Annotated in this window: 21 protein-coding genes; 14 read left to right on the forward strand and 7 right to left on the reverse strand. The window is 63.9% G+C overall.

Annotation, left to right across the window (positions count from 1 at the left end):
* Positions 1 to 146: 146 nt before the first annotated feature.
* Positions 147 to 338 carry a hypothetical protein gene (locus tag CWO91_RS01600; protein ID WP_130211965.1) on the forward strand — a complete coding sequence of 64 codons (192 nt, stop codon included), beginning with the start codon at positions 147 to 149 and terminating at the stop codon, positions 336 to 338.
* A 119-nt stretch (positions 339 to 457) separates the two neighbouring features.
* Here CWO91_RS01600 and CWO91_RS01605 read toward each other — a convergent pair whose 3' ends face one another.
* Complete coding sequence (locus tag CWO91_RS01605; RefSeq protein ID WP_130211966.1) at positions 458 to 910, reverse strand: nuclear transport factor 2 family protein; 453 nt, start codon at positions 908 to 910, stop codon at positions 458 to 460.
* A 154-nt stretch (positions 911 to 1,064) separates the two neighbouring features.
* Between CWO91_RS01605 and CWO91_RS01610 the strand changes: the two genes are divergently transcribed.
* The gene (locus CWO91_RS01610; RefSeq protein WP_130211967.1) at positions 1,065 to 1,751 is read left to right on the forward strand and encodes an HAD family hydrolase; all 687 of its coding nucleotides are present in this window, start codon (positions 1,065 to 1,067) and stop codon (positions 1,749 to 1,751) included.
* 86 nt (positions 1,752 to 1,837) lie between these two features.
* Positions 1,838 to 2,686, forward strand: a complete 849-nt coding sequence (locus CWO91_RS01615) for a DeoR/GlpR family DNA-binding transcription regulator (RefSeq protein ID WP_091898058.1) — start codon at positions 1,838 to 1,840, stop codon at positions 2,684 to 2,686.
* A 4-nt stretch (positions 2,687 to 2,690) separates the two neighbouring features.
* On the opposite strand, the gene CWO91_RS01620 is transcribed toward CWO91_RS01615, so the two are convergent.
* On the reverse strand, positions 2,691 to 3,107 hold the full coding sequence (locus CWO91_RS01620; protein ID WP_130211968.1) for a type II toxin-antitoxin system VapC family toxin: 417 nt from the start codon (positions 3,105 to 3,107) through the stop codon (positions 2,691 to 2,693).
* Positions 3,107 to 3,358: a type II toxin-antitoxin system prevent-host-death family antitoxin gene (locus tag CWO91_RS01625; protein WP_091898062.1), complete on the reverse strand. Its 252-nt coding sequence runs from the start codon at positions 3,356 to 3,358 to the stop codon at positions 3,107 to 3,109. Before CWO91_RS01625 ends, CWO91_RS01620 begins: the two co-directional genes overlap by 1 nt.
* A gap of 286 nt (positions 3,359 to 3,644) precedes the next feature.
* Here CWO91_RS01625 and glpD point away from each other — a divergent pair, with 286 nt between their 5' ends.
* From glpD to CWO91_RS01660, 7 genes are all read left to right on the forward strand, one after another.
* Positions 3,645 to 5,195, forward strand: coding sequence for a glycerol-3-phosphate dehydrogenase (glpD, locus tag CWO91_RS01630; RefSeq protein ID WP_130211969.1), 1,551 nt, complete (start codon positions 3,645 to 3,647; stop codon positions 5,193 to 5,195).
* Positions 5,192 to 6,331, forward strand: coding sequence for an ABC transporter ATP-binding protein (locus CWO91_RS01635; protein ID WP_130211970.1), 1,140 nt, complete (start codon positions 5,192 to 5,194; stop codon positions 6,329 to 6,331). Before glpD ends, CWO91_RS01635 begins: the two co-directional genes overlap by 4 nt.
* A gap of 12 nt (positions 6,332 to 6,343) precedes the next feature.
* Complete coding sequence (locus CWO91_RS01640) at positions 6,344 to 7,429, forward strand: ABC transporter ATP-binding protein (protein WP_130211971.1); 1,086 nt, start codon at positions 6,344 to 6,346, stop codon at positions 7,427 to 7,429.
* Positions 7,429 to 8,403, forward strand: coding sequence for a carbohydrate ABC transporter permease (locus CWO91_RS01645; RefSeq protein ID WP_130211972.1), 975 nt, complete (start codon positions 7,429 to 7,431; stop codon positions 8,401 to 8,403). Before CWO91_RS01640 ends, CWO91_RS01645 begins: the two co-directional genes overlap by 1 nt.
* Positions 8,403 to 9,209, forward strand: a complete 807-nt coding sequence (locus tag CWO91_RS01650) for a carbohydrate ABC transporter permease (RefSeq protein WP_091898072.1) — start codon at positions 8,403 to 8,405, stop codon at positions 9,207 to 9,209. Before CWO91_RS01645 ends, CWO91_RS01650 begins: the two co-directional genes overlap by 1 nt.
* A 10-nt stretch (positions 9,210 to 9,219) precedes the next feature.
* Positions 9,220 to 9,549, forward strand: coding sequence for a DUF2160 domain-containing protein (locus tag CWO91_RS01655; protein WP_130211973.1), 330 nt, complete (start codon positions 9,220 to 9,222; stop codon positions 9,547 to 9,549).
* A gap of 130 nt (positions 9,550 to 9,679) precedes the next feature.
* Positions 9,680 to 11,422: an ABC transporter substrate-binding protein gene (locus tag CWO91_RS01660; protein ID WP_165405173.1), complete on the forward strand. Its 1,743-nt coding sequence runs from the start codon at positions 9,680 to 9,682 to the stop codon at positions 11,420 to 11,422.
* Between the two features lie 168 nt (positions 11,423 to 11,590).
* Here the strand turns inward: CWO91_RS01660 and CWO91_RS01665 are convergent, their stop codons facing one another.
* Positions 11,591 to 12,298, reverse strand: a complete 708-nt coding sequence (locus CWO91_RS01665; RefSeq protein ID WP_130211975.1) for a TetR/AcrR family transcriptional regulator — start codon at positions 12,296 to 12,298, stop codon at positions 11,591 to 11,593.
* A 153-nt stretch (positions 12,299 to 12,451) separates the two neighbouring features.
* Between CWO91_RS01665 and CWO91_RS01670 the strand changes: the two genes are divergently transcribed.
* Together CWO91_RS01670 and CWO91_RS01675 are read left to right on the forward strand one after the other, a co-directional pair.
* A complete protein-coding gene (locus tag CWO91_RS01670) occupies positions 12,452 to 13,654 on the forward strand; it encodes an ABC transporter substrate-binding protein (protein WP_130211976.1) in 1,203 nt (400 codons plus the stop codon).
* A 9-nt stretch (positions 13,655 to 13,663) separates the two neighbouring features.
* Positions 13,664 to 14,707 carry an aromatic ring-hydroxylating dioxygenase subunit alpha gene (locus tag CWO91_RS01675; protein WP_130211977.1) on the forward strand — a complete coding sequence of 348 codons (1,044 nt, stop codon included), beginning with the start codon at positions 13,664 to 13,666 and terminating at the stop codon, positions 14,705 to 14,707.
* Between the two features lie 169 nt (positions 14,708 to 14,876).
* Here CWO91_RS01675 and CWO91_RS01680 read toward each other — a convergent pair whose 3' ends face one another.
* From CWO91_RS01680 to CWO91_RS01690, 3 genes are all read right to left on the reverse strand, one after another.
* Positions 14,877 to 15,977, reverse strand: coding sequence for an alkene reductase (locus CWO91_RS01680; protein WP_130211978.1), 1,101 nt, complete (start codon positions 15,975 to 15,977; stop codon positions 14,877 to 14,879).
* Between the two features lie 179 nt (positions 15,978 to 16,156).
* Positions 16,157 to 16,660 carry a DUF1993 domain-containing protein gene (locus CWO91_RS01685; RefSeq protein WP_130211979.1) on the reverse strand — a complete coding sequence of 168 codons (504 nt, stop codon included), beginning with the start codon at positions 16,658 to 16,660 and terminating at the stop codon, positions 16,157 to 16,159.
* 338 nt (positions 16,661 to 16,998) lie between these two features.
* A complete protein-coding gene (locus CWO91_RS01690; protein ID WP_130211980.1) occupies positions 16,999 to 18,297 on the reverse strand; it encodes a lytic murein transglycosylase in 1,299 nt (432 codons plus the stop codon).
* A 183-nt stretch (positions 18,298 to 18,480) separates the two neighbouring features.
* On the opposite strand from CWO91_RS01690, the gene htpX reads away from it, so the two are divergent.
* A complete protein-coding gene (htpX, locus tag CWO91_RS01695; protein WP_130211981.1) occupies positions 18,481 to 19,428 on the forward strand; it encodes a zinc metalloprotease HtpX in 948 nt (315 codons plus the stop codon).
* 137 nt (positions 19,429 to 19,565) lie between these two features.
* A partial coding sequence (locus tag CWO91_RS01700; RefSeq protein ID WP_130211982.1) for a tetratricopeptide repeat protein occupies positions 19,566 to 20,125 on the forward strand: 560 nt, incomplete at its 3' end.

A 20,125-nucleotide genomic window follows, 5' to 3' on the forward strand; every position in this document is an offset into this window, starting at 1 on the left:
AGAACCAGTCAAGAACCAGTCATAAAACGGATGAGGTCCCGGCGTACTCAATTGCGTGTCGATTCGGGGTGGAAACGGCCTCAAATGCCTGGGGAACCTTTGGGCAGGAGCATCGTTATCTGCCCGCACTGAGGAATCCACGGACCATGCCGGACAGCTACATCATCGAAGTCAATTCGCAGACCGCGGGTATCGTCGTTCGTTCTCAGGGAGGCTACTGCTTCTTCTCCTCATCCGACCGCTTCAACCGTCTCGAAGGTCAACTCTTCCGCAACGCCCGCGAAGCTGAGCGCGCCGCGCGCAAGCTGATTGATGGCGAGGAGAAGGAGGCGGCGTAAACGACGCTGCGTTCCGGGGCGCGCATAGCGCGAACCCGGAATACATTGCGCCTCAAAATACGCTGATCAATGGATTCCGGATCCACGCCTTTCGGCGCGATCCGGAATGACGTTGTTCATCACAACTTTGTCGCCGCCCTTGAGAGCAGCTTCCACTCGTCGCCCTGCTTCTGCCAGTTCATCAGGATGTGGAGGTTGGTCGATACTTTTTTCCCATCGGCCGCCATCTCCTGTTCGCCGAGCCAGTGGAAGCGCACGATCGCGGCGGGGCCGACGACCTTGATGGTGGGGTCCTTGTATTCGATCGAGAGGAATTTCGACTTGCCGTCGGTGGCGTTGGCGATGAAGGTCGCCTTGTCCTCGACCTTGCCGCTGGAATGGCTGTAGCTGAGATCGTCCCAGCACAGCGCGCCGAGCGCCTTCGGGTCGGCCGCGATCTGGGCGAGGCGGAAGGCCTCGACCTTCTTCGCCACGGCCTCTTCGTCTGCCGAGGCAGCGAACGCCGGTGCTGTGAAAGCGAGCGCGGAGACGGCGAGAGTCGAGAGAGCCAGATCGCGTCGGTTGATCGTCATCGTTTCCTCCTTTTTGATCTTGCGACGAGTGTTGCAGCCGCGCGCGACTTTGTCGAGTGTCGCATTGTCGTCATGTGGATGCGTCATTGCGCCTTCGAGGTCGTATTGATACGTCTTCCGCATTGATGCGCCGCGCATTTGGGAAAGTACGGAAATGATCGAGGCCAAAAGGCAAGCGATGGGCAGGGCGTTACTGTTCGATATCGACGGCACGCTGGCCGATACGGATCCGCTTCATCGCGAGGCCTTTCACCGCGTGTTCGCCCCGCGCGGCCACGTCGTGGATGATGAGCGCTTCAAGCGCGAGCTTCAGGGCTTTTCCAATGTGTCGATCGGGGAGCGATTTCTGCCAGACGAATCGCCGGAACGGCGACTCGCGATCCTCGGCGAGAAGGAGGCGATCTTTCGTGATCTGGTGGTCGGGCAGATCGCGCCGATACCGGGGCTGATGGCGCTGCTCGACTGTGCAGATGGCGCAGGCATCCCCATGGTTGCCGTCACCAACGCGCCGCGCCTCAACGCCGAGCTATTGCTTTCGGGCCTCGGCATCACCAAGCGGTTCAAGGCCATCGTGATCGGCGACGAGCTGCCGCACGGCAAGCCGCATCCGCTGCCTTATCAGGAGGGGCTGCGCTTCGTCGGCGCCAGCGCGCCAGCCTCGATCGCGTTCGAGGATTCACGCTCCGGCGTGCAATCGGCGGCGGCGGCCGGCATCCCCACCATTGGGCTGCGAACCACGCTCAGCCATGCTGACCTCGTTGCGGCCGGCGCGGTCGCTTCCGCCAGTGCGTTCGACGATCCGGAGCTGCTTGCGCACCTCGCAGCCGCGATGGCGTGGTGAAGAGCCTTGTCCGTTAACCGTGATCACGCATTGACCGGACGCGTGAACCGCCGCACCATGCAGCTTCCTGATGTGAGGCCCTTGCCGTGACCGGACTGACCCATCGCCAAGCCGAAATCCTCAACATCGCGCGCGCTTCGGGCCGCGTCATGGTCGAGGAGCTCGCGCGCCGGTTCGAGGTCTCCGCGCAGACCATACGGAAAGATCTCAACGATCTCTGCGAGCGGAGATCGTTGACCCGCATCCATGGCGGCGCCATCATCGCCTCGGGCGTCGAAAATCTCGCCTACGAGGCCCGCCGCTTCGTCGCCGCCGACGAGAAGAAGGCGATTGGCGCCGCCGCCGCCTCGCTGATCCCGAACGGCTGCTCGCTCTTCATCAACATCGGCACCACCACCGAGGAAGTCGCGAGTGCGCTGACCTCGCACGAGGACCTGCTCGTCATCACCAACAATCTCAACGTCGCCATGCTGCTCTACCGCCATCCCCGCATCGAGGTGGTGGTCGCCGGCGGTACGGTGCGGCGCGCCGACGGCGCGGTGGTCGGCTCGACCGCGACGCAGCTGATCGGCCAGTTCAAGGTCGACTATGCCATCATCGGGGCGTCCGCGATCGATGAAGAGGGCGCTTTGCTCGACTTCGACTATCGCGAGGTGCAGGTGGCGCAGGCCATCATCGCCAATGCCCGCAGCGTCATGCTGGTCGCCGATTCCACAAAGCTACGCCGCAGCGCGCCGGTACGCATCGCCCACATCACCCAGATCCAGACCTTCGTCACCGACCAGGAGCTGCCCGAGCGCCTCGCCACCATCTGCCACAGCAAGGGCATCGAGGTGGTCGAAGCAATGCCGAAGGAGGTGAGGGAGATCGATGAGGCCCAGGCCGATGCACAAGACGCCGCGCCTGAAGCGGCGCCGGTGGTCAGGCTGCGATAGTGCCTCAGGCGCCGCCCCACGGGTTGCGCAGCGGCACGCCGGTAGCTTCGAAATCCCCGACGTTGCGCGTAACGATCGTCAAGCCGTGAACAAACGCGGTTGCCGCAATGAGAGCGTCGCGTTCGGCCCGCGGGTTGGGAACGTGAAGTTGGCCGCAGCGTTGCGCCACGGCGGTGTCTATGGCCAGGATTCGGTCTTCAAAGCGAGCCAGAATGTGATTGTCGATCCAAGCGCGCAGAATGGCACCTTGCGTGGTGTCTTTGCGCTCGATAAGGCGTGCGCCAAGTTCGATTTCGAGTATCGAGATGACGGATATGAAGAAGCTTGCCGCCGGAATTGAACTGGCCCAGGCGGCGACGTTGCGATGAGCTTTATCTGGTCGCCTCAGTTCGGAAATGACATTGGTGTCCAGCAGAAACATCAGTCGAGATCGGCGGGCTTGAAGATCCCGCCGGCAATGCGCGGCGGATCGAAATCGAAGTCCGTTCCGGCCTGCGCCAAGGCTTCGGCAAGACTCATGTGCCCGCCAGTTAGGCGCAAATAATCTTCGATCGTCAGCAGGACATGGGCCGGTCGGCCGCGGTCCGTTATAAAGACCGGTCCCCGCGAAGCTGCTTTTTTAGCGCCGCTGGTATCGTGATTGAACTCTCGGCTGGTGAGCGTGGTCACCATTGCTTGCGCCTCCTGGCCAGGGGCTCCCGTCGAATACAGATTATATGTAGGCATGTTTCTACATTCAAGCCCTTTAAAGCATCGCTTTGATACGGGTCCCGCACTTCCCACTGGGTGCATTTTGGTTCCTTAAGGCGCCCGCCACGTTGCCGATTTTCCATTAGCGCCCACAAAAATCGTTCCGCTTTCACTTCCTTCCGTCTCTCTTTCATCTTGCTTTCGTTTCGCGGTGTGATCTAATCAAAAGCGAAAGTAGCCGCTCGATGGAACGGGCGGTCTTCGGGGGGTGCGTCTGTTGGAGCGTATTTTCGACCTCGCCATCATCGGAGGCGGTGTGAACGGCTGCGGCATCGCGCGCGATGCGGTGGGCCGCGGCAACACGGTTTTCCTGTGCGAAATGAACGATCTGGCGAGCGGGACGTCGTCCTGGTCGACCAAGCTGGTGCATGGCGGCCTGCGCTATCTCGAATATTACGAGTTCCGCCTGGTCCGCGAGGCGCTGATCGAGCGCGAGATCCTCTGGGCCATCGCGCCCCACATCATCCGCCCCCTGAGGTTCGTCCTGCCGCATCATGCCGGCCTGCGCCCGGCTTGGCTGCTGCGCCTCGGCCTTTTCCTCTACGACCACATCGGCGGCCGCCACCTGTTGCCCGCCACGCGCACGATCGATCTCCGGCACGACGAGGTCGGACGCCCGCTGATCCCGAACCGCTACTCCCGCGCGTTCGAATATTCCGACTGCTTCGTCGACGACGCCCGCCTCGTCGTGCTCAACGCGCGCGATGCCGCCGACAAGGGCGCCGAGATCCGCACCCGCACCCGCGCCACCGAGATCCGCCAGTCCGACGGCGTCTGGACCGTGAGCATGGTCGACGCGCTGACCGGCGCGCGCTCGTCGATCCAGGCGCGCGCCCTCATCAATGCCGGCGGTCCCTGGGTCGAGGACGTGCTCGGCCGCGGCGCCGGCGTCAATGCGAAAGCCAAGGTACGTCTGGTCCAGGGCTCGCACATCGTGGTCAAGAAGCTCTACGACCACGACCGCGCCTACATGTTCCAGAACGCCGACGGCCGCATCATCTTCGTGATCCCGTACCAGGACGATTTCACGCTGATCGGCACCACCGACCGCGACTATGACGGCGATCCCGCCAAGGTGAAGGCGACACCTGAGGAAATCCAGTATCTTTGCGCTGCCGCCAGCGAATATCTGGCCAAGCCGGTCACGCCAGAGGACGTGGTCTGGACCTATTCCGGGGTGCGTCCGCTCTATGACGATGGCGCCAGCGAAGCCAAGGCCGCGACCCGCGACTATGTGTTCGAGCTCGACACACCCGGCGGCGTGCCGCTGCTGTCGATCTATGGCGGCAAGATCACGACCTACCGTCGCCTCGCCGAAGAGGCGCTGGAACGGCTCGCGCCTTATCTTCGCAGCGCGAAAGCGCGCGAGGGCTGGACCGGCAAATGGCCGCTGCCCGGCGGGGACATGAACGTATCCGACATTGACGGCCTGATCGCCGAGCTCCAGCGCGGCTATCCCTTCCTCAGCCACGAGCATGCGCGGCGCCTCGCCCGCGCCTACGGCACCAGGGCAATCAAGCTGCTCGGCGATGCGAAATCGGCCGCCGATCTCGGCCAGGCCTTTGGTGCGACGCTGACCGAGCGCGAGGTCCGCTATCTCATGGCCAATGAATGGGCGGTCACCGCCGAGGACGTCGTCTGGCGCCGTTCCAAGCTCGGCCTGCGACTATCTGCCGACGAGATCGCGGCGCTTGACGACTGGATCAGGACCCACGCCGTGGCGCAAACTCCCCTGCTGGAAGCGGGAGGACGCTCATGACCGTGACACTCGATCACGTGACCCGGACTGTCGAGGGGATCCCGCACATCCGCGACGTCTCGCTGACGCTCGAAAGCGGCACGCTCAACGTGCTGCTCGGGCCGACGCTGTCAGGCAAGACCTCGATCATGCGGCTGCTCGCAGGCCTCGACAAGCCGACCACGGGCAAGGTGCTGGTTGGCGGCAAGGACGTCACCGGCGCCGACGTGCGCCAGCGTTCGGTCGCCATGGTCTATCAGCAGTTCATCAATTACCCCTCGCTCACGGTCTATGAGAACATCGCCTCGCCCCTGCACGTGCAGGGCAAGCCGCGCGATGAGATCGAGGCGCGTGTCGCGGAGGCTGCAAGACTGCTCAGGCTCGAGCCGTTCCTGAAGCGCACGCCGCTCCAGCTCTCCGGCGGCCAGCAGCAGCGCACCGCGATCGCCCGCGCGCTGGTCAAGGGCGCCGACCTCGTGCTGCTCGACGAGCCGCTCGCCAATCTCGATTACAAGCTGCGCGAGGAGCTGCGCGCCGAGCTGCCGCGCATCTTCGAGGCTTCCGGCGCGATCTTCGTCTATGCCACGACCGAGCCGACCGAAGCGCTGCTGTTGGGTGGCAACACGGTGTGCATGTGGGAGGGACGGGCGCTTCAGATGGGCGAGACCGCCAACGTCTACCGCCGCCCGCAGACGCTGCGCGTCGCACAGGTGTTTTCGGATCCGCCGCTCAATCTCGTCGGTCTCGAGAAGAAGAACGGCTCCGTGCAATATGCCGGCGGCACGGCCTCACCGGCCTCGGGGCTCTATGCCGGCCTTGCCGACGGCGCCTATCGCGTCGGCTTCCGCGCGCATCAGCTCGGACTTGCCAATGGCGAGGCCGACCGCCACGCCTTCCACGCCACGGTGACGGTGACCGAGATCACCGGTTCGGAGAGTTTCGTGCATCTGACCCGCGACGGATTGAATTGGGTGGCAGTGCTGCACGGCGTGCACGAGTTCGAGCCCGGCCAGACCATCGATGCCGTGCTCGACCCCAATGATGTCTTTGTCTTCGACGCGGCCGACCGGCTCGTCGCGGCACCTGGCATAGCGTTTTCAGGCGAAGTGCGTAGCGGTTCGCGTGAAGAAAACGCGTCAAACAGAAAAAGCTCTTGAGGGAGATGCGCCATGGCCCGCATTGACCTCGTTGATCTCGCGCACTCCTATGGCGGCAATGATGCCGCGCCGGAAAGCTTTGCGCTGAAGCCCGTCACCATGACCTGGCGGCAGGGCGGCGCCTATGCGCTGCTCGGGCCGTCCGGCTGCGGCAAGACCACGCTGCTCAACGTCATCTCCGGCATCATCACGCCCTCGCGCGGAAGAATCATGTTCGACGGGGTGGACATCACACCGCTGTCAACCCAGAAGCGCAACATCGCCCAGGTATTCCAGTTTCCGGTGATCTACGACACCATGACGGTCGGGCAGAACCTGGCGTTTCCGCTGAAGAACCGCGGCGTGCCGAAGGCCGAGATCGACAAGCGCGTTGCCGAGATCGGCCGCCTGCTCGATCTCGAACCCTATCTGAACCGCAAGGCGACGCGGCTCACGGCCGACGCCAAGCAGAAGATCTCGCTTGGCCGCGGCCTGGTGCGCTCCGACGTCGCCGCAGTGCTGTTCGACGAGCCGCTGACGGTGATCGATCCCGAGCTGAAATGGCAGCTCCGCTCCAAGCTGAAGGCGCTGCATCGCGAGCTCGACCTCACGATGATCTATGTTACCCATGACCAGACCGAGGCGCTGACCTTCGCCGACACCGTGGTCGTCATGCATGACGGCCGCGTGGTGCAGAGCGGCACGCCGGCCGAACTGTTCGATAAGCCGGCGCACACCTTCGTCGGCTATTTCATCGGCTCGCCCGGCATGAACATCCTGCCCGCGGAGGTGAGGGGACGCGAGGCGCGGATCGGCGGCCGTGTCATCGCGCTCAACCGCAGCTACGACAATCTGCCTTCGGGCGCCAAGATCGAGATCGGCGTCCGTCCCGAATTCGTGGAGGTCGTCGCGCCCGCGCCCGACTTGCTCACCGCGAAGGTCGAGCGCATCGACGATCTCGGCCGCATCCGTTTCGCGCGTGCGCGCCTCGGGGACGCAAAGCTCGCCGCGCGCGCCCCTGGCGGATTCACCAGCTCGGACGGCAACGCCGGGCTGAAGTTCGATCCGTCGCACGTCCACGTCTATGCCGACAGCCTTCTGGTGGAAGGAGCCGCCTGATGGACAAGACCGTCAACCAAAAAGCCTGGTTCCTGGTGCTGCCGGTGTTCCTGGTCGTCGCCTTCTCGGCGGTGCTGCCGCTGATGACGGTGGTGAACTATTCGATGCAGGACACCTTCGGCAACAACCAGTTCTTCTGGAACGGCGTCGGCTGGTTCAAGGAGCTGCTCGATCCTTCGACCGATCTCGGCGGCCGCTTCCTCGCCTCGCTCGGCCGCAACCTGTTTTTCTCGCTGGTGATCCTCGCCATCGAAGTGCCGCTCGGCATCGTCGTCGCACTGTCGATGCCGCGCGAGGGCTGGACCGTCGCGGCCTGCCTCGTCATCCTCGCGCTGCCGCTGCTGATTCCGTGGAACGTGGTCGGCACGATCTGGCAGATCTTCGGCCGCCCCGACATCGGCCTGCTCGGCTATGTCCTCAACGCGACGGGCTTCGACTATAACTACGTCTCCAACGACATCGACGCCTGGGTCACCGTCATCGTGATGGATGTCTGGCACTGGACCAGCCTCGTCGCGCTGCTCTGCTATGCCGGCCTGAAGTCGATTCCCGAAGCCTATTACCAGGCCGCCCAGATCGACGGCGCCTCGCGCTGGGCCGTGTTCAAGGCGATCCAGCTGCCGAAGATGAACCGCGTGCTCTTGATCGCGGTGCTGCTGCGCTTCATGGACAGTTTCATGATCTACACCGAGCCCTTCGTCGTCACCGGCGGCGGGCCCGGCAACTCGACGACCTTCGTGTCGATCGAGCTCGTCAAGATCGCGCTCGGCCAGTTCGACCTCGGCAAGGCCGCGGCGCTGTCGCTGGTCTACAATCTGATCATCCTGATCGTCTGCTGGATCTTCTACACCGTCATGACCAATGCCGGCGTCGAACGCAAAGTTCAGGCGGAGAGCGAGCCGGCGGTGGAGCCCAAGCCTTCGGTCGGGCTCAAGCCCGTGCCCGCGCTCAAGCCAAAGGAAGGAGTGGCCTGATGCATTCGATCCCCGGCCGCCGCCTCGTCATGGGGCTGTTCCTGATCTTCCTGCTGTTGCCGATCTACTGGCTCGTCAACATGAGCTTCAAGACCAACAGCGAGATCGTCTCGACGATGACGCTGTGGCCGCACACCCCGACGCTCCAGCACTACAAGCGCATCTTCACCGACGAAAGCTGGTATTCCGGCTACATCAACTCGCTGGAATACGTCGTCCTCAACACGATCATCTCGATCGCGGTGGCGCTGCCGGCCGCCTACGCCTTCTCGCGCTACCGCTTCCTCGGCGACAAGCACCTGTTCTTCTGGCTCTTGTCGAACCGCATGGCGCCGGCCGCGGTCTATGCGCTGCCGTTCTTCAACCTCTATTCGGCGATCGGCCTGTTCGATACGCCCTGGGCGGTCGCGCTCGCGCACTGCATCTTCAACGTTCCGCTGGCGGTGTGGATCCTCGAAGGCTTCGTCTCCGGCGTGCCGCGCGAGATCGACGAGACCGCCTTCCTCGACGGCTACTCCTTCCCGCGCTTCTTCATCAAGATCCTGGTGCCGCTGATCGCGAGCGGCATCGGCGTCGCCGCGTTCTTCTGCTTCATGTTCTCCTGGGTCGAGCTCCTGCTCGCGCGCACGCTGACCTCGGTGCAGGCCAAGCCGATCGCCGCGATCATGACGCGCACGGTGTCGGCCGCCGGCATGGATTGGGGCCTGCTCGCCGCCGCCGGCGTGCTCACCATCATTCCGGGCGCGCTCGTGATCTGGTTCGTCCGCAACTACATCGCGCGCGGTTTCGCGCTCGGCCGCGTGTAAGGAGGCGAGCATGGAATCCATCGCATGGATGGCCTGGACGCTGCCGACCGCGATCTTCTTCGCCGCGCTCGCCTGCACGCTGGCCGTGATGACGTGGCTCGCCGCGGTCTATCCCGAGGCCGAGCGCGTCGGCGTGCTCAGCATTCCGACCACGCGCGGCGACCGCCTGTTCATCTCGCTGATCGCGGCCGCCGTCATCCACCTCCTGTGGATCGGCCTCGTCGGCACCGATGCGATCGCCACGCTGCCGGTTGGCGAGGAAGGTTTTGAGATCTCGAGCCTGTGGCTCGCGTCAGGAATTTCGCTGGCCACGGCCGTGCTCATTTTCCGCACGGTCTGAAGCTCGCGAAGGGACGGCCAGATCCGGGACCAACCCGGGCCTGTATAAAAGTTTGTCGCTGCAACGGAGGAATAACATGCGACAGTTTAGGAGAAGGAAAGGTCCATTGACCAAGAATAGCTTTCTGACCATGTCCAGCGTCGCCGCGATTGTTGCGGTGTCGTTCGCCGTCTCGGCGCCGGTTCGCGCCGCCGACGACGCCGTGATCCAGAAGTGGATCGCGGAATTCCAGCCCTCGACGCTGTCGAAGGAAGACCAGAAGAAGGAGCTGGAATGGTTCGCCAAGGCCGCCGAACCCTTCAAGGGCATGGAGATCAACGTCGTCTCCGAGACCATCACGACCCACGAATATGAATCCCAGACGCTGGCCAAGGCGTTCTCCGAGCTCACCGGCATCAAGCTCAAGCACGACCTCATCCAGGAAGGTGACGTCGTCGAGAAGCTCCAGACCCAGATGCAGTCGGGCAAGAACGTCTATGACGGCTGGATCAACGATTCCGACCTGATCGGCACGCACTTCCGCTACGGCCAGACCATCGTGCTGTCGGATTACATGAGCGGCGAGGGCAAGGACGTCACCGATCCCATGCTCGACGTCAACGACTTCATCGGCAAGTCGTTCACCACGGGGCCGGACGGCAAGCTGTATCAGCTTCCCGACCAGCAATTCGCCAACCTCTACTGGTTCCGCTACGACTGGTTCACCAATCCCGACTACAAGGCCAAGTTCAAGGCCAAGTATGGTTACGAGCTCGGCGTGCCCGTGAACTGGTCCGCCTATGAGGACATCGCGGAGTTCTTCACCAACGACATCAAGGAGATCAGCGGCGTCAAGGTCTACGGCCATATGGACTATGGCAAGAAGGACCCCTCGCTCGGATGGCGTTTCACCGACGCCTGGCTGTCGATGGCCGGCAACGGCGACAAGGGCATTCCGAACGGCCTGCCGGTCGACGAGTGGGGCATCCGTATGGAAGGCTGCCGTCCGGTCGGCTCCTCGGTGGAGCGTGGTGGCGACACCAACGGTCCGGCCGCGGTCTACTCGATCACCAAGTATCTCGAGTGGCTGAAGAAGTACGCGCCGCCGCAGGCGCAGGGCATGACCTTCTCGGAGGCCGGCCCGGTGCCCGCGCAGGGCAACATCGCCCAGCAGATCTTCTGGTACACCGCCTTCACCGCCGACATGGTGAAGCCTGGTCTGCCGGTGGTGAACGCGGACGGTACGCCGAAGTGGCGCATGGCTCCGTCGCCGCACGGCTCCTACTGGAAGGAAGGCATGAAGCTCGGCTACCAGGACGCCGGCTCCGCGACGCTGCTGAAGTCGACTCCGGCGGATCGCCGCAAGGCAGCCTGGCTCTATCTCCAGTTCATCGTCTCCAAGTCGGTGAGCCTGAAGAAGAGCCATGTCGGTCTCACCTTCATCCGTGAATCCGACATCTGGGATAAGTCCTTCACGGAACGTGCGCCGAAGCTCGGCGGCCTGATCGAGTTCTACCGTTCGCCCGCCCGCGTGCAGTGGACCCCGACCGGCAACAACGTGCCCGACTATCCGAAGCTCGCGCAGCTCTGGTGGCAGAACATCGGCGATGCGTCGTCCGGTGCGAAGACGCCGCAAGCCGCGATGGATGCCCTTGCGGCCGCCCAGGACTCCGTGATGGAGCGCCTGGAGAAGTCCGGCGTGCAGGGCGCCTGCGGTCCGAAGCTGCACAAGAAGGAATCGGCCGAATACTGGTTCGCCAAGGCCCAGAAGGACGGCACGATTGCTCCGCAGCGCAAGCTCGCCAACGAGAAGCCGAAGGGTGAGACGGTCGACTACGACACGCTGATCAAGTCGTGGCCGGCCACCCCGCCCAAGCGCGCGGAAGCCAAGTGACAAGCGAAGCTTGTCATGGCCGGGCTGAAGCGCGAAGCGCGTCTTCGCGAAAATGACCCGGCCATCCATCAAACACCAAAGGCCGGGAGCGATCCCGGCCTTCTCCTTTTTTCTGGGAGTTCGGCGCGCTATCTCCACACCGTCATTGCGAGCCTGGGGCGCGCGCCTTCACTCCTTCCGCCTCACCAGATCCTCGATCATGGTCTGCACATGTGCAAGCCACGCGCTCCGCATCTCCCGATCGGCGAGGTCGGTCTGCATGTAGCTCGACAGCGTGTAGAGGTTGGCGCGGTAGAAATAGGTGAGCGAGAGGATCGAGAGATAAAGGTGAAGGCGGTCGCAGTCCGGCCTGAATTCACGCCGCTCGATGCCGCTCTGGAGCACGCGCTCCAGCATGCCCAGTTGGGTATTGGCGAAGCTGCGGCGGATGTTGTTCTTGACGTGACGGCCCTTGAAGAGATTCTCCGTGGCGAGAATGCTGAGCAGCTCCGGGTGGGCCCAATAGTAGTTCCAATTGAAGGCGACCAGCGCCGCCAGCGCCTGGCGCGGCCTGGAAAAATCGAGATCGAGCGCCTCTTCCGACGCGACCAGATCGGCATAGCAATGCTCGATGACCTGGTGAAAGAGCTTCTCCTTGCTCTTGAAGTAGTAGTAGAGCATCCGGTCGTTGCTCTTGGCGGCCTTGCTGATGCGATCGACCCGTGCGCCGCCATAGCCTTCGCGGGCAAATTCGGCGACGGCCGCGCGCAGAATGGCCTCGCGGGTCTGGTCGGGCGCTCGCGTCCGTCGAACCGTTGAGGCTTTTTTCCGCTTGGCCGCCCGCTTGAGGCGCGGGCCGGCCAGTGTACGGGCTGGCAGCTCTGTATCGTTGGGCATCGCGTATCCCAGGGAATCACAACCAGCAGGATGGGGCCTGCCGTTTTTTTGGCAAGCCCGCCGATTCTTCGCCATTGACAACCATTAGCTCATGATATTCGCTATGTAGTAAGTACTACATACATACGCTGGTCCCAATGGCGGGAGGCTGATATGCGCATTTCGGCTGCTGCGAAGCTCGTTGGACTCGTCCTGACGGTGACCTGCGGCGCAGGTCGGGCCGCAGAGCCGCCGCCGATCAAGATCGGCGAGATCTCAAGCTATTCGGCCCTCCCGCTGGGGACCCGCGGCTATCGCCAGGGCTGGGAACTCGCGCGCGACGAGATCAACGGCAAAGGCGGCGTGCTAGGCCGCAAGCTCCAGATTGTCGCCCGCGACGACGCTGGCAAGCCGGACGTGGCCATCACCGCAGCCGGTCAGCTCGTCGACGGTGAGCAAGTCGACTTGCTGACGGGCACGATCCTCTCCCATGTCGGCCTCGCCGTCGCCGATTTCGCCAAGCAGAAGCAGGTATTCTTCCTCGCCTCGCAGCCCCTGACGGATGCCCTCATCTGGGAGAAGGGCAATCGCTATACGTTCAGGCTGCGACCGAGCACGTATACCCAGGCGTCCATCCTCGCAAAGGAGGCGGCCAAGTTCCCCGCGCGGCGCTGGGCGACGATTGCACCGAACTACGAGTTCGGTCAGGCGGCGGTGGCGAGCTTCAAGCGCGAACTGAAGCGACTGAAGCCCGACGTCGAATTCGTCTCCGAACAATGGCCGCCGCTCGGCAAGATCGACGCAGGTGCGGTCGTGCAGGCGATGATGGCGGAGAGCCCGGACGCCATCTTCAACGCGACGTTCGGGGCCGACCTCGCCAAGTTCGTGCGTGAGGGATCGACGCGCAAGGCGTTCGCAAACCGCGCTGTCGTCAGCATCCTCTCCGGGGAGCCGGAATATCTCGCACCCTTGAGGGACGAAGCGCCGCCCGGTTGGCTGGTCACCGGATATCCCTGGAGCGAGATCAAGACCCCCGCCCATGATGCATTCCTGCAGGCCTATGTCGCTCGTTTCAAGGAGCCGCCCAACATCGGCGCGCTCATCGGCTACACCAACACGCTGGTTCTCGCGAAGGCGATCGAGATGGCCGGCTCGACCAAGACCGATGATCTGATCAAGGCGATGGAGCATCTGAAGGTCGATACGCCGGTGGGGCCGATCGCGTTCCGGGCGATCGACCATCAATCCACCATGGGCGTCTATGTCGGCAAGCTCGCAGTACGGGACGGCCAGGGCGTGATGACCGACTGGCGCTATGTCGACGGCGCCGACTACCAGCCCGCCGACGCCGAGGTGATGGCCAAGCTCAAGAACTAGAGGTGCCGCATGAATCTGCTTGCTCCCCGCAACACCTGGTACCCGCTGACGTGGTCGCGCAACGTCACGCGCACGCTGTCGCGCCATCGCATTCTCGGCATGGACCTTGTCGTCTACCGCAGCGAAGCGGGTGGCGTCGTTGCGCTCGACGACGCTTGTCCACATCGGTTGGCGCCGCTGTCGATGGGCAAGCTCAAGGGCGATGCAATCGAGTGCGGCTATCACGGAATGACATTTGGGTCCGACGGGCGCTGTGTCCGGATTCCGGGTCAGCCGATGATCCCGCCGAATGCACGGGTGTCGTCCTATCCGCTCAGGGAGAAGATGGGACTGGTCTGGATCTGGCCCGGCGATCCCGCGCTCGCCGACCCGTCGCGGATTTATGATCTGCCGCAATACGGTCAGAACGACTGGCATGCGGCGGAAGGAGACGCTCTTCGAATCGAAACCAGCTATCTCAACCTCGCGGACAATCTCTGCGATCCCGCGCATGTCAGCTTCGTCCACCTGTCGACGCTCGGCAATTCGGCCAGCGAAGAAATTCCGGTGGAGCACACCGTTTCCGAGGACGGCGTGCTGGTGTGGCGGTGGATCAGGAACGCGCCGCCGATACCGCTGTTCGCCAAGTACGGCAATTTCGCCGGCAATGTCGATCGCTGGCACTACTACGACTATATCGCGCCCTGTATCGCGGTGATCGATTTCGGCAGCGCGGACGCGGGCAAGATCGTCGATCCCACGGACCGGGGCAGGGGATTGCGCATCTTCGCATGCCACTTCATCACGCCGGTCGACGATCACATCTGCATCGATCACTGGCTCCATGTGCGCAATTTTGCGCTTGACGATGCCGATGTCGATCAGCGCCTGCACGCCGATTTCCGTATCGCCTTTAACGAGGACAAGGAGATTTTGGAGCGCATCGAGGAGGTCGTGCAGGCCCGCTCCAATGCCAAGACCATCCGCCTCGCCATCGATGCCGCCCCGCAGCGCATGCGTCGCATCGTGGAGCGGATGGTGGCGTCCGAGTCCGAGACGCGCGCGTTGGCATGAGTCTGCCGGCAGGTACAGGCCGGGTGCAGCCACTGCCTTCTTTGTTGGTGAGCGCACCCTGCAACCGCGCCGTCATTGCGAGCGCAGCGAAGCAATCCAGAGTCTTTCAACGGAGCCAGTCTGGATTGCTTCGTCGCAAGAGCCCCTCGCAATGACGGAAGAAGCAGCCTTACTCCGCCGGCTCGGCCGCCAGCGTCGGGTAATCCGTGTACCCCTTGGCGCCGCCGCCGTAGAACGTGGCCTTGTCCCAATCGTTCAGGCCTGCGCCCTGCTTCAGCCGCTCGACTAGGTCGGGGTTGGAGACGAAGGGCTTGCCGAAGGCGATGAGGTCGGCCGCGTTCGCGTCCAGCATCTTGGTGGCGAGATCGAAATCGTAGCCGTTGTTGGCGACGTAGGTGCCGGCAAAGCGCTTGCGCAAGGACGCATAGTCGAACGACGCGATGTCGCGCGGACCGCCGGTGGCGCCCTCGACGACGTGGAGATAGACCAGCTTGAGCGCGCTGAGGCCGTCGACGATGTGATCGAACAAGGCTTGCGGGTTGGAGTCGGAGAGGTCGTTGGCCGGCGTCACCGGCGAGATGCGGATGCCGGTGCGGTCGGCGCCGGCTTCAGTGGCAACCGCCTTGGAGACTTCGAGCATCAGCCGCGCGCGGTTCTCGATCGAGCCGCCATAGGCATCGGTGCGCTTGTTGGCGCCGTCCCGGGCGAACTGATCGAGCAGATAGCCGTTGGCGCCATGAATCTCGACGCCATCAAAGCCGGCCTCGAGCGCATTCTTCGTCGCGCGCTTGAAGTCGTCGATGATCCCAGGAATTTCGGAGAGCTCGAGCGCCCGCGGCTCCGAGACGTCGGCGAAGGTGCCGTTCACGAAAGTCTTGCCTTTGGCGCGGATCGCGCTCGGCGCCACCGGGGCCGCGCCATTCGCCTGGAGATCGACATGCGAGATGCGGCCGACATGCCAGAGCTGGATGAAGATCTTGCCGCCGCGCTCATGCACGCGATCGGTGACCTTGCGCCAGCCGGCGACCTGGTCCTTGGAATAGATGCCGGGCGTGTCCTGGTAGCCCTGACCCTGCTGCGAGACCTGGCTCGCTTCGGTGATCAGAAGCCCTGCGGAGGCGCGCTGGCTGTAATAATCGGCGGCGAGCGGGCTTGGCACAAACGTTCCGGGCACGGCGCGGTTGCGCGTCAGCGGCGCCATCACCAGGCGATTGGCCAGCGTGATCGGGCCGAGCTTGTAGGTCTCAAACAATTTGGTCGGACGGCTCATGGGGAATGCTTCCGGGCAATGAGAGGTCACGAACACTTGTGCATCGCGACATCAGGCGCAAGGGCGGAGCCATACTCAAAGTGCAGGCGAGCTACGCGGCAAGGCCCACGTAGCATGATTCATGCGCAATTCCGGCCGCGCCAGGAGAATTCCGCTACGCGGCCGTGCGATTTGGCAAATCAGTTCGCGCCGAGAAAATCGCGCTTGCCGATCTCGACCCCGTTGTGGCGCAGGATGCCGTGGGCGGTCGTGGCGTGGAAATAGAAGTTCGGCAGCGAGAACGCGCTCAGGAATTGCTGGCCCTTCATGGTGATGGATTTGTCCGGACCGGCCGGGAAGGTGACGTCCTTGACGTCGGCACCTTCGAACTGCTCGGGCTTGAACGACTTCACGTAGTCGATGGTCTTGGCCAGGCGCTGCTTCAGCTCTGCGAAGCTAGTCTCGGTGTCAGCCGTCGCGGGCACCTCGCTATGGGTCAGCCGCGCACAGCCCTTGGCGGCGAAATCACTGACGAGCTGGACCTGCTTCGACAGCGGCAGCATGTCCGGAAAGAGGCGTGATCCGAGCAGGACGCCGGGGTCGATCTTTTTGGCCGCGCAATGTGCCTCCGCCTTGGTGAGCAGGCCGGTGAGGCTGTTCAGCATTTGCAGATAGGCGGGGACGACCGCGTCGTAGAAGGACATGTGATGCTCGCTGTGATGGTTGGGAAACCTCAGGAGAAAACCTGAGCCACTCACATGGGAGCGTCATGGAAAAATACAATCGCGGAAGCGGCTTGTGCGATGCGAAAATTCTATGCCGCGACCTCGGCGATACCGTCGTCGCCACACCCTCGCTGTCATCGCCCGGCTTGACCGGGCGATCCAAGTACTCCGAGACCGCTGTGATCGTCCACGAAGCCGCGGAGTACTGGATGCCCCGGTCCCGGCTCCGCCAAGGCTACGCCGGGGCCACAGGGGTGCTCGGCCGCCGAAGCTTTAGCGAAGGCGGCAAGCCGGGGCATGACAGCGGATGCGGTCGCCTACCTCACGATCCCCACCGGCTGCGCCTGCGCCGTGCCGCCGCGCATGCGTGCCAAGAGCTCCGCGGTCGGCCAGGAATCGGCCGGCAGGCCGTATTTGATCTGCATCGCCTTCACCGCGGCGCGGCTCTGTTGGCCGAGCACGCCGTCGACCTTGCCGACATTGAAACCGGCACGCACCAGCAACTGCTGCAATTCCTTGAGCTCGTTGAACGGCAGCTGCGCCACCGACGCCACTGGCTTGCGCATCGGCGCGGCACCGGCGATGCGCGAGGCGAGATAGCCCGCGGTGGTCGAGTAGATCAGTGAGTTATTCCACTCGGTGTAAGCCGCGAAATTCGCATACGCCATGAAAGCCGGCCCAAAGCGCCCCATCGGCAGCAGCACGGACCCCGCGAGATTGTCGTTCGGCAGCGGCCGTCCGTCGGGGTACGTGACCCCGAGCTGGGCCCATGTCGAACGCGGCTCCCGCACCGTGAGATCGGTCTTATCCCACGGCAGGTTTTGCGGCACCTTGATCTCCTCCAGCCACGGCTCGCCGCGCCGCCACTTCAATCCATTGGCGATGTAATTCGCGGTCGAGCCGATCACGTCGGGTCCCGAGCGCAACAGGTCGCGCCGCCCGTCGCCGTCATAGTCGACCGCGTAGTTGACGTAATGCACGGGGAGGAACTGCGTCTGCCCGAGCTCGCCGGCCCAGGAGCCGATCATCTCCTCGGGATGCAGATCGCCGCGGTCGATGATCTTCAGTGCGGCGATGGTCTCATTCACGAACATCTCGGAGCGGCGACAGTCATAGGCGAGCGACACCAGCGATTTCAGCGTCGGCAGATTGCCCATGTTGGCGCCGAAGTCGCTCTCCAACCCCCAGAAAGCTGCGATCACGGCCGCCGGTACGCCATATTCCTTCTCGGCGCGCGCGAATGCGGCCGCGTATTGCTTGATGTGCTGCTGTCCGTTCTGCATGCGATAGGGCGCGGCCATGCGGCCGGCAAATTCGGTGAAGAGCTGACCGAACACGCGCTGGCCGCGGTCGCGGTTGACGATGCCCTGGTCATAGACGAGATACGGCGAAGCCTCCGCGATCGTGCGCTGCGACACGCCCGCAGCCATCGCCTGTTGCTTCACGTCGGCCAGGAAGCGGTCGAAGCTCGCGCCATTGTGGCACGACGCCGCGCGCGGCGAGGGAGCGGGTTTCGGAGCTGCGGGCTTGACGGGCGTTGGCGCGAACTGGGCGGAGGCAGCAAAGGAGCACGCGACGAGAGCAATGGTCGCGATCGCACATCGGGTCAGGAGCATGAGGTTTCCGGAGGGGAAGGGGCGCTTGAATTCTTGACGAAGTTTAATGGAACGTTCGCGCTCAAGCCAGTGCCGCGGCCCCGCGACGCACCTTGAAACCTTGCACCCGGGCCGGGGTCATCCCTACCTCAGGCTTGCCGGCCTGCAATGCCTCCAGCGGCGCAGCCGCGCCAGGAGACGGCCATGAACTATCTTCGTACCGCAATGCTGCTCGCAGGCCTCACTGCCCTGTTCATGGGCGTGGGCTATCTGATCGGCGGTGCCTCGGGCGCCATGATCGCGCTCGTCATTGCCGCCGCGACCAATCTCTTCACCTACTGGAACTCCGACCGCATGGTGCTATCGATGTACGGCGCCCATGAGGTCGACCGTGCCAGCGCGCCGGAGCTGGTCGGTCTCGTCGCCGAGCTTGCCGGCCGCGCCGGATTGCCGATGCCGCGCGTGTTCCTGATGGACGAGCCGCAGCCCAACGCCTTCGCGACCGGACGCAACCCCGAGAACGCCGCGGTTGCCGTCACCACCGGCCTGATGAACCAGCTCAGCCGCGAGGAACTCGCCGGCGTGATTGCGCATGAGCTCGCGCATATCAAGCATCACGACACGCTTCTGATGACGATCACCGCGACCATCGCCGGCGCGATCTCCATGCTGGCGCAGTTCGGCATGTTCTTCGGCGGCAATCGCGACAACAACAATGGTCTGGGCATCGTCGGCTCGATCCTGATGATGATCCTCGCCCCGCTCGGCGCCATGCTGGTGCAGATGGCGATCAGCCGCACGCGCGAATATGCCGCCGACAATCTCGGCGCGCGCATTGCGGGACAGCCGATGTGGCTGGCGTCCGCGCTGGTGAAGATCGAGAGCGCCGCGCATCAGGTGCCGAACTTGGAAGCGGAGCGAAACCCCGCGACCGCGCACATGTTCATCATCAATCCGCTGTCGGGCCACGGCGTGGACAATCTGTTCGCCACCCATCCCTCGACCCAGAACCGCATCGCGGCGCTTCAACAGCTCGCGGCCGAGCTCGGCGCGCAGGCGGCGCCGTCGGTCGGCGCCAACGAGAACTATCCGCCGCGAAGCCCGTGGGGCCGTTCGTCGTCACCTGGCCCTTCGCGCGGTCCTTGGGGCTGATGCGGAACCGGCTGGAATTTGCGCCAGGCTTTGTGACCTGGCGCACACAGGATTCCCGGCGCCGGTGTTAACACCCCGGCGAGACCATTTCTTCGAAAGGGGATGCGTGGCCGGACCTCAGCCGGCCAGCGTCGAAGATGACCAGAGCTGCCGTACCATTGCTGATCGTCCTTTGCGGGCTCATTGGGCTGTCCACGCATATGGTCGTCAATTGCGGCGACGAGGACGATCCCGACATCTGCTCGGCCGTGATCGGCTTCTCGCCGCTGCGCGGCTCGCTGATCGCCTTCGCCTATGAGGGGCGCGGGCGGATCGCGCTGCGCCACGGCGACTTCAGGCGGGCGATCGCCGATTTCGACGAGGCCATCCACCTCAATCCCAATCGCGCCTCGCTCTATCGCGACCGGGCGCTGGCGCGCCGGCAGAACGGCGATCTGGAGCTTGCGATTGCGGATTATGACGAGGCGATCGCGCATGATCCCAAGCTCGCCGGGCCCTATCACCAGCGCGGTCTTGCGCTCGCTGCCAAGGGCGATCTCGACCGCGCCATCCTGAGCTACAGCACGGCGGTCCGCCTCGATCCCTCGGACGCGCAGGCCCGCCTCGACCGGGGCCTGGCGTTCCTCGCCCGCGGCCAGGCCGACGACGCGCGCGCCGATTTCGAAGCCGCGCTCGCGCTGCCCGCCGGCAAGGACGG

It is taken from the genome of Bradyrhizobium genosp. SA-3 (assembly GCF_004212635.1).
In the GTDB taxonomy this organism is placed as follows: Bacteria; Pseudomonadota; Alphaproteobacteria; order Rhizobiales; family Xanthobacteraceae; genus Bradyrhizobium.

What these genes read in the sequence shown, in the direction of transcription:
- CWO91_RS01600 (WP_130211965.1), top strand. Translation starts at nt 147, where the DNA reads ATGCCGGACAGCTACATCATCGAAGTCAATTCGCAGACCGCGGGTATC.
- CWO91_RS01605 (WP_130211966.1), bottom strand. Translation starts at nt 910, where the DNA reads ATGACGATCAACCGACGCGATCTGGCTCTCTCGACTCTCGCCGTCTCC.
- CWO91_RS01610 (WP_130211967.1), top strand. Translation starts at nt 1,065, where the DNA reads ATGATCGAGGCCAAAAGGCAAGCGATGGGCAGGGCGTTACTGTTCGAT.
- CWO91_RS01620 (WP_130211968.1), bottom strand. Translation starts at nt 3,107, where the DNA reads ATGTTTCTGCTGGACACCAATGTCATTTCCGAACTGAGGCGACCAGAT.
- CWO91_RS01625 (WP_091898062.1), bottom strand. Translation starts at nt 3,358, where the DNA reads ATGGTGACCACGCTCACCAGCCGAGAGTTCAATCACGATACCAGCGGC.
- CWO91_RS01635 (WP_130211970.1), top strand. Translation starts at nt 5,192, where the DNA reads ATGACCGTGACACTCGATCACGTGACCCGGACTGTCGAGGGGATCCCG.
- CWO91_RS01640 (WP_130211971.1), top strand. Translation starts at nt 6,344, where the DNA reads ATGGCCCGCATTGACCTCGTTGATCTCGCGCACTCCTATGGCGGCAAT.
- CWO91_RS01645 (WP_130211972.1), top strand. Translation starts at nt 7,429, where the DNA reads ATGGACAAGACCGTCAACCAAAAAGCCTGGTTCCTGGTGCTGCCGGTG.
- CWO91_RS01650 (WP_091898072.1), top strand. Translation starts at nt 8,403, where the DNA reads ATGCATTCGATCCCCGGCCGCCGCCTCGTCATGGGGCTGTTCCTGATC.
- CWO91_RS01655 (WP_130211973.1), top strand. Translation starts at nt 9,220, where the DNA reads ATGGAATCCATCGCATGGATGGCCTGGACGCTGCCGACCGCGATCTTC.
- CWO91_RS01660 (WP_165405173.1), top strand. Translation starts at nt 9,680, where the DNA reads ATGTCCAGCGTCGCCGCGATTGTTGCGGTGTCGTTCGCCGTCTCGGCG.
- CWO91_RS01665 (WP_130211975.1), bottom strand. Translation starts at nt 12,298, where the DNA reads ATGCCCAACGATACAGAGCTGCCAGCCCGTACACTGGCCGGCCCGCGC.
- CWO91_RS01670 (WP_130211976.1), top strand. Translation starts at nt 12,452, where the DNA reads ATGCGCATTTCGGCTGCTGCGAAGCTCGTTGGACTCGTCCTGACGGTG.
- CWO91_RS01675 (WP_130211977.1), top strand. Translation starts at nt 13,664, where the DNA reads ATGAATCTGCTTGCTCCCCGCAACACCTGGTACCCGCTGACGTGGTCG.
- CWO91_RS01680 (WP_130211978.1), bottom strand. Translation starts at nt 15,977, where the DNA reads ATGAGCCGTCCGACCAAATTGTTTGAGACCTACAAGCTCGGCCCGATC.
- CWO91_RS01685 (WP_130211979.1), bottom strand. Translation starts at nt 16,660, where the DNA reads ATGTCCTTCTACGACGCGGTCGTCCCCGCCTATCTGCAAATGCTGAAC.
- CWO91_RS01690 (WP_130211980.1), bottom strand. Translation starts at nt 18,297, where the DNA reads ATGCTCCTGACCCGATGTGCGATCGCGACCATTGCTCTCGTCGCGTGC.
- htpX (WP_130211981.1), top strand. Translation starts at nt 18,481, where the DNA reads ATGAACTATCTTCGTACCGCAATGCTGCTCGCAGGCCTCACTGCCCTG.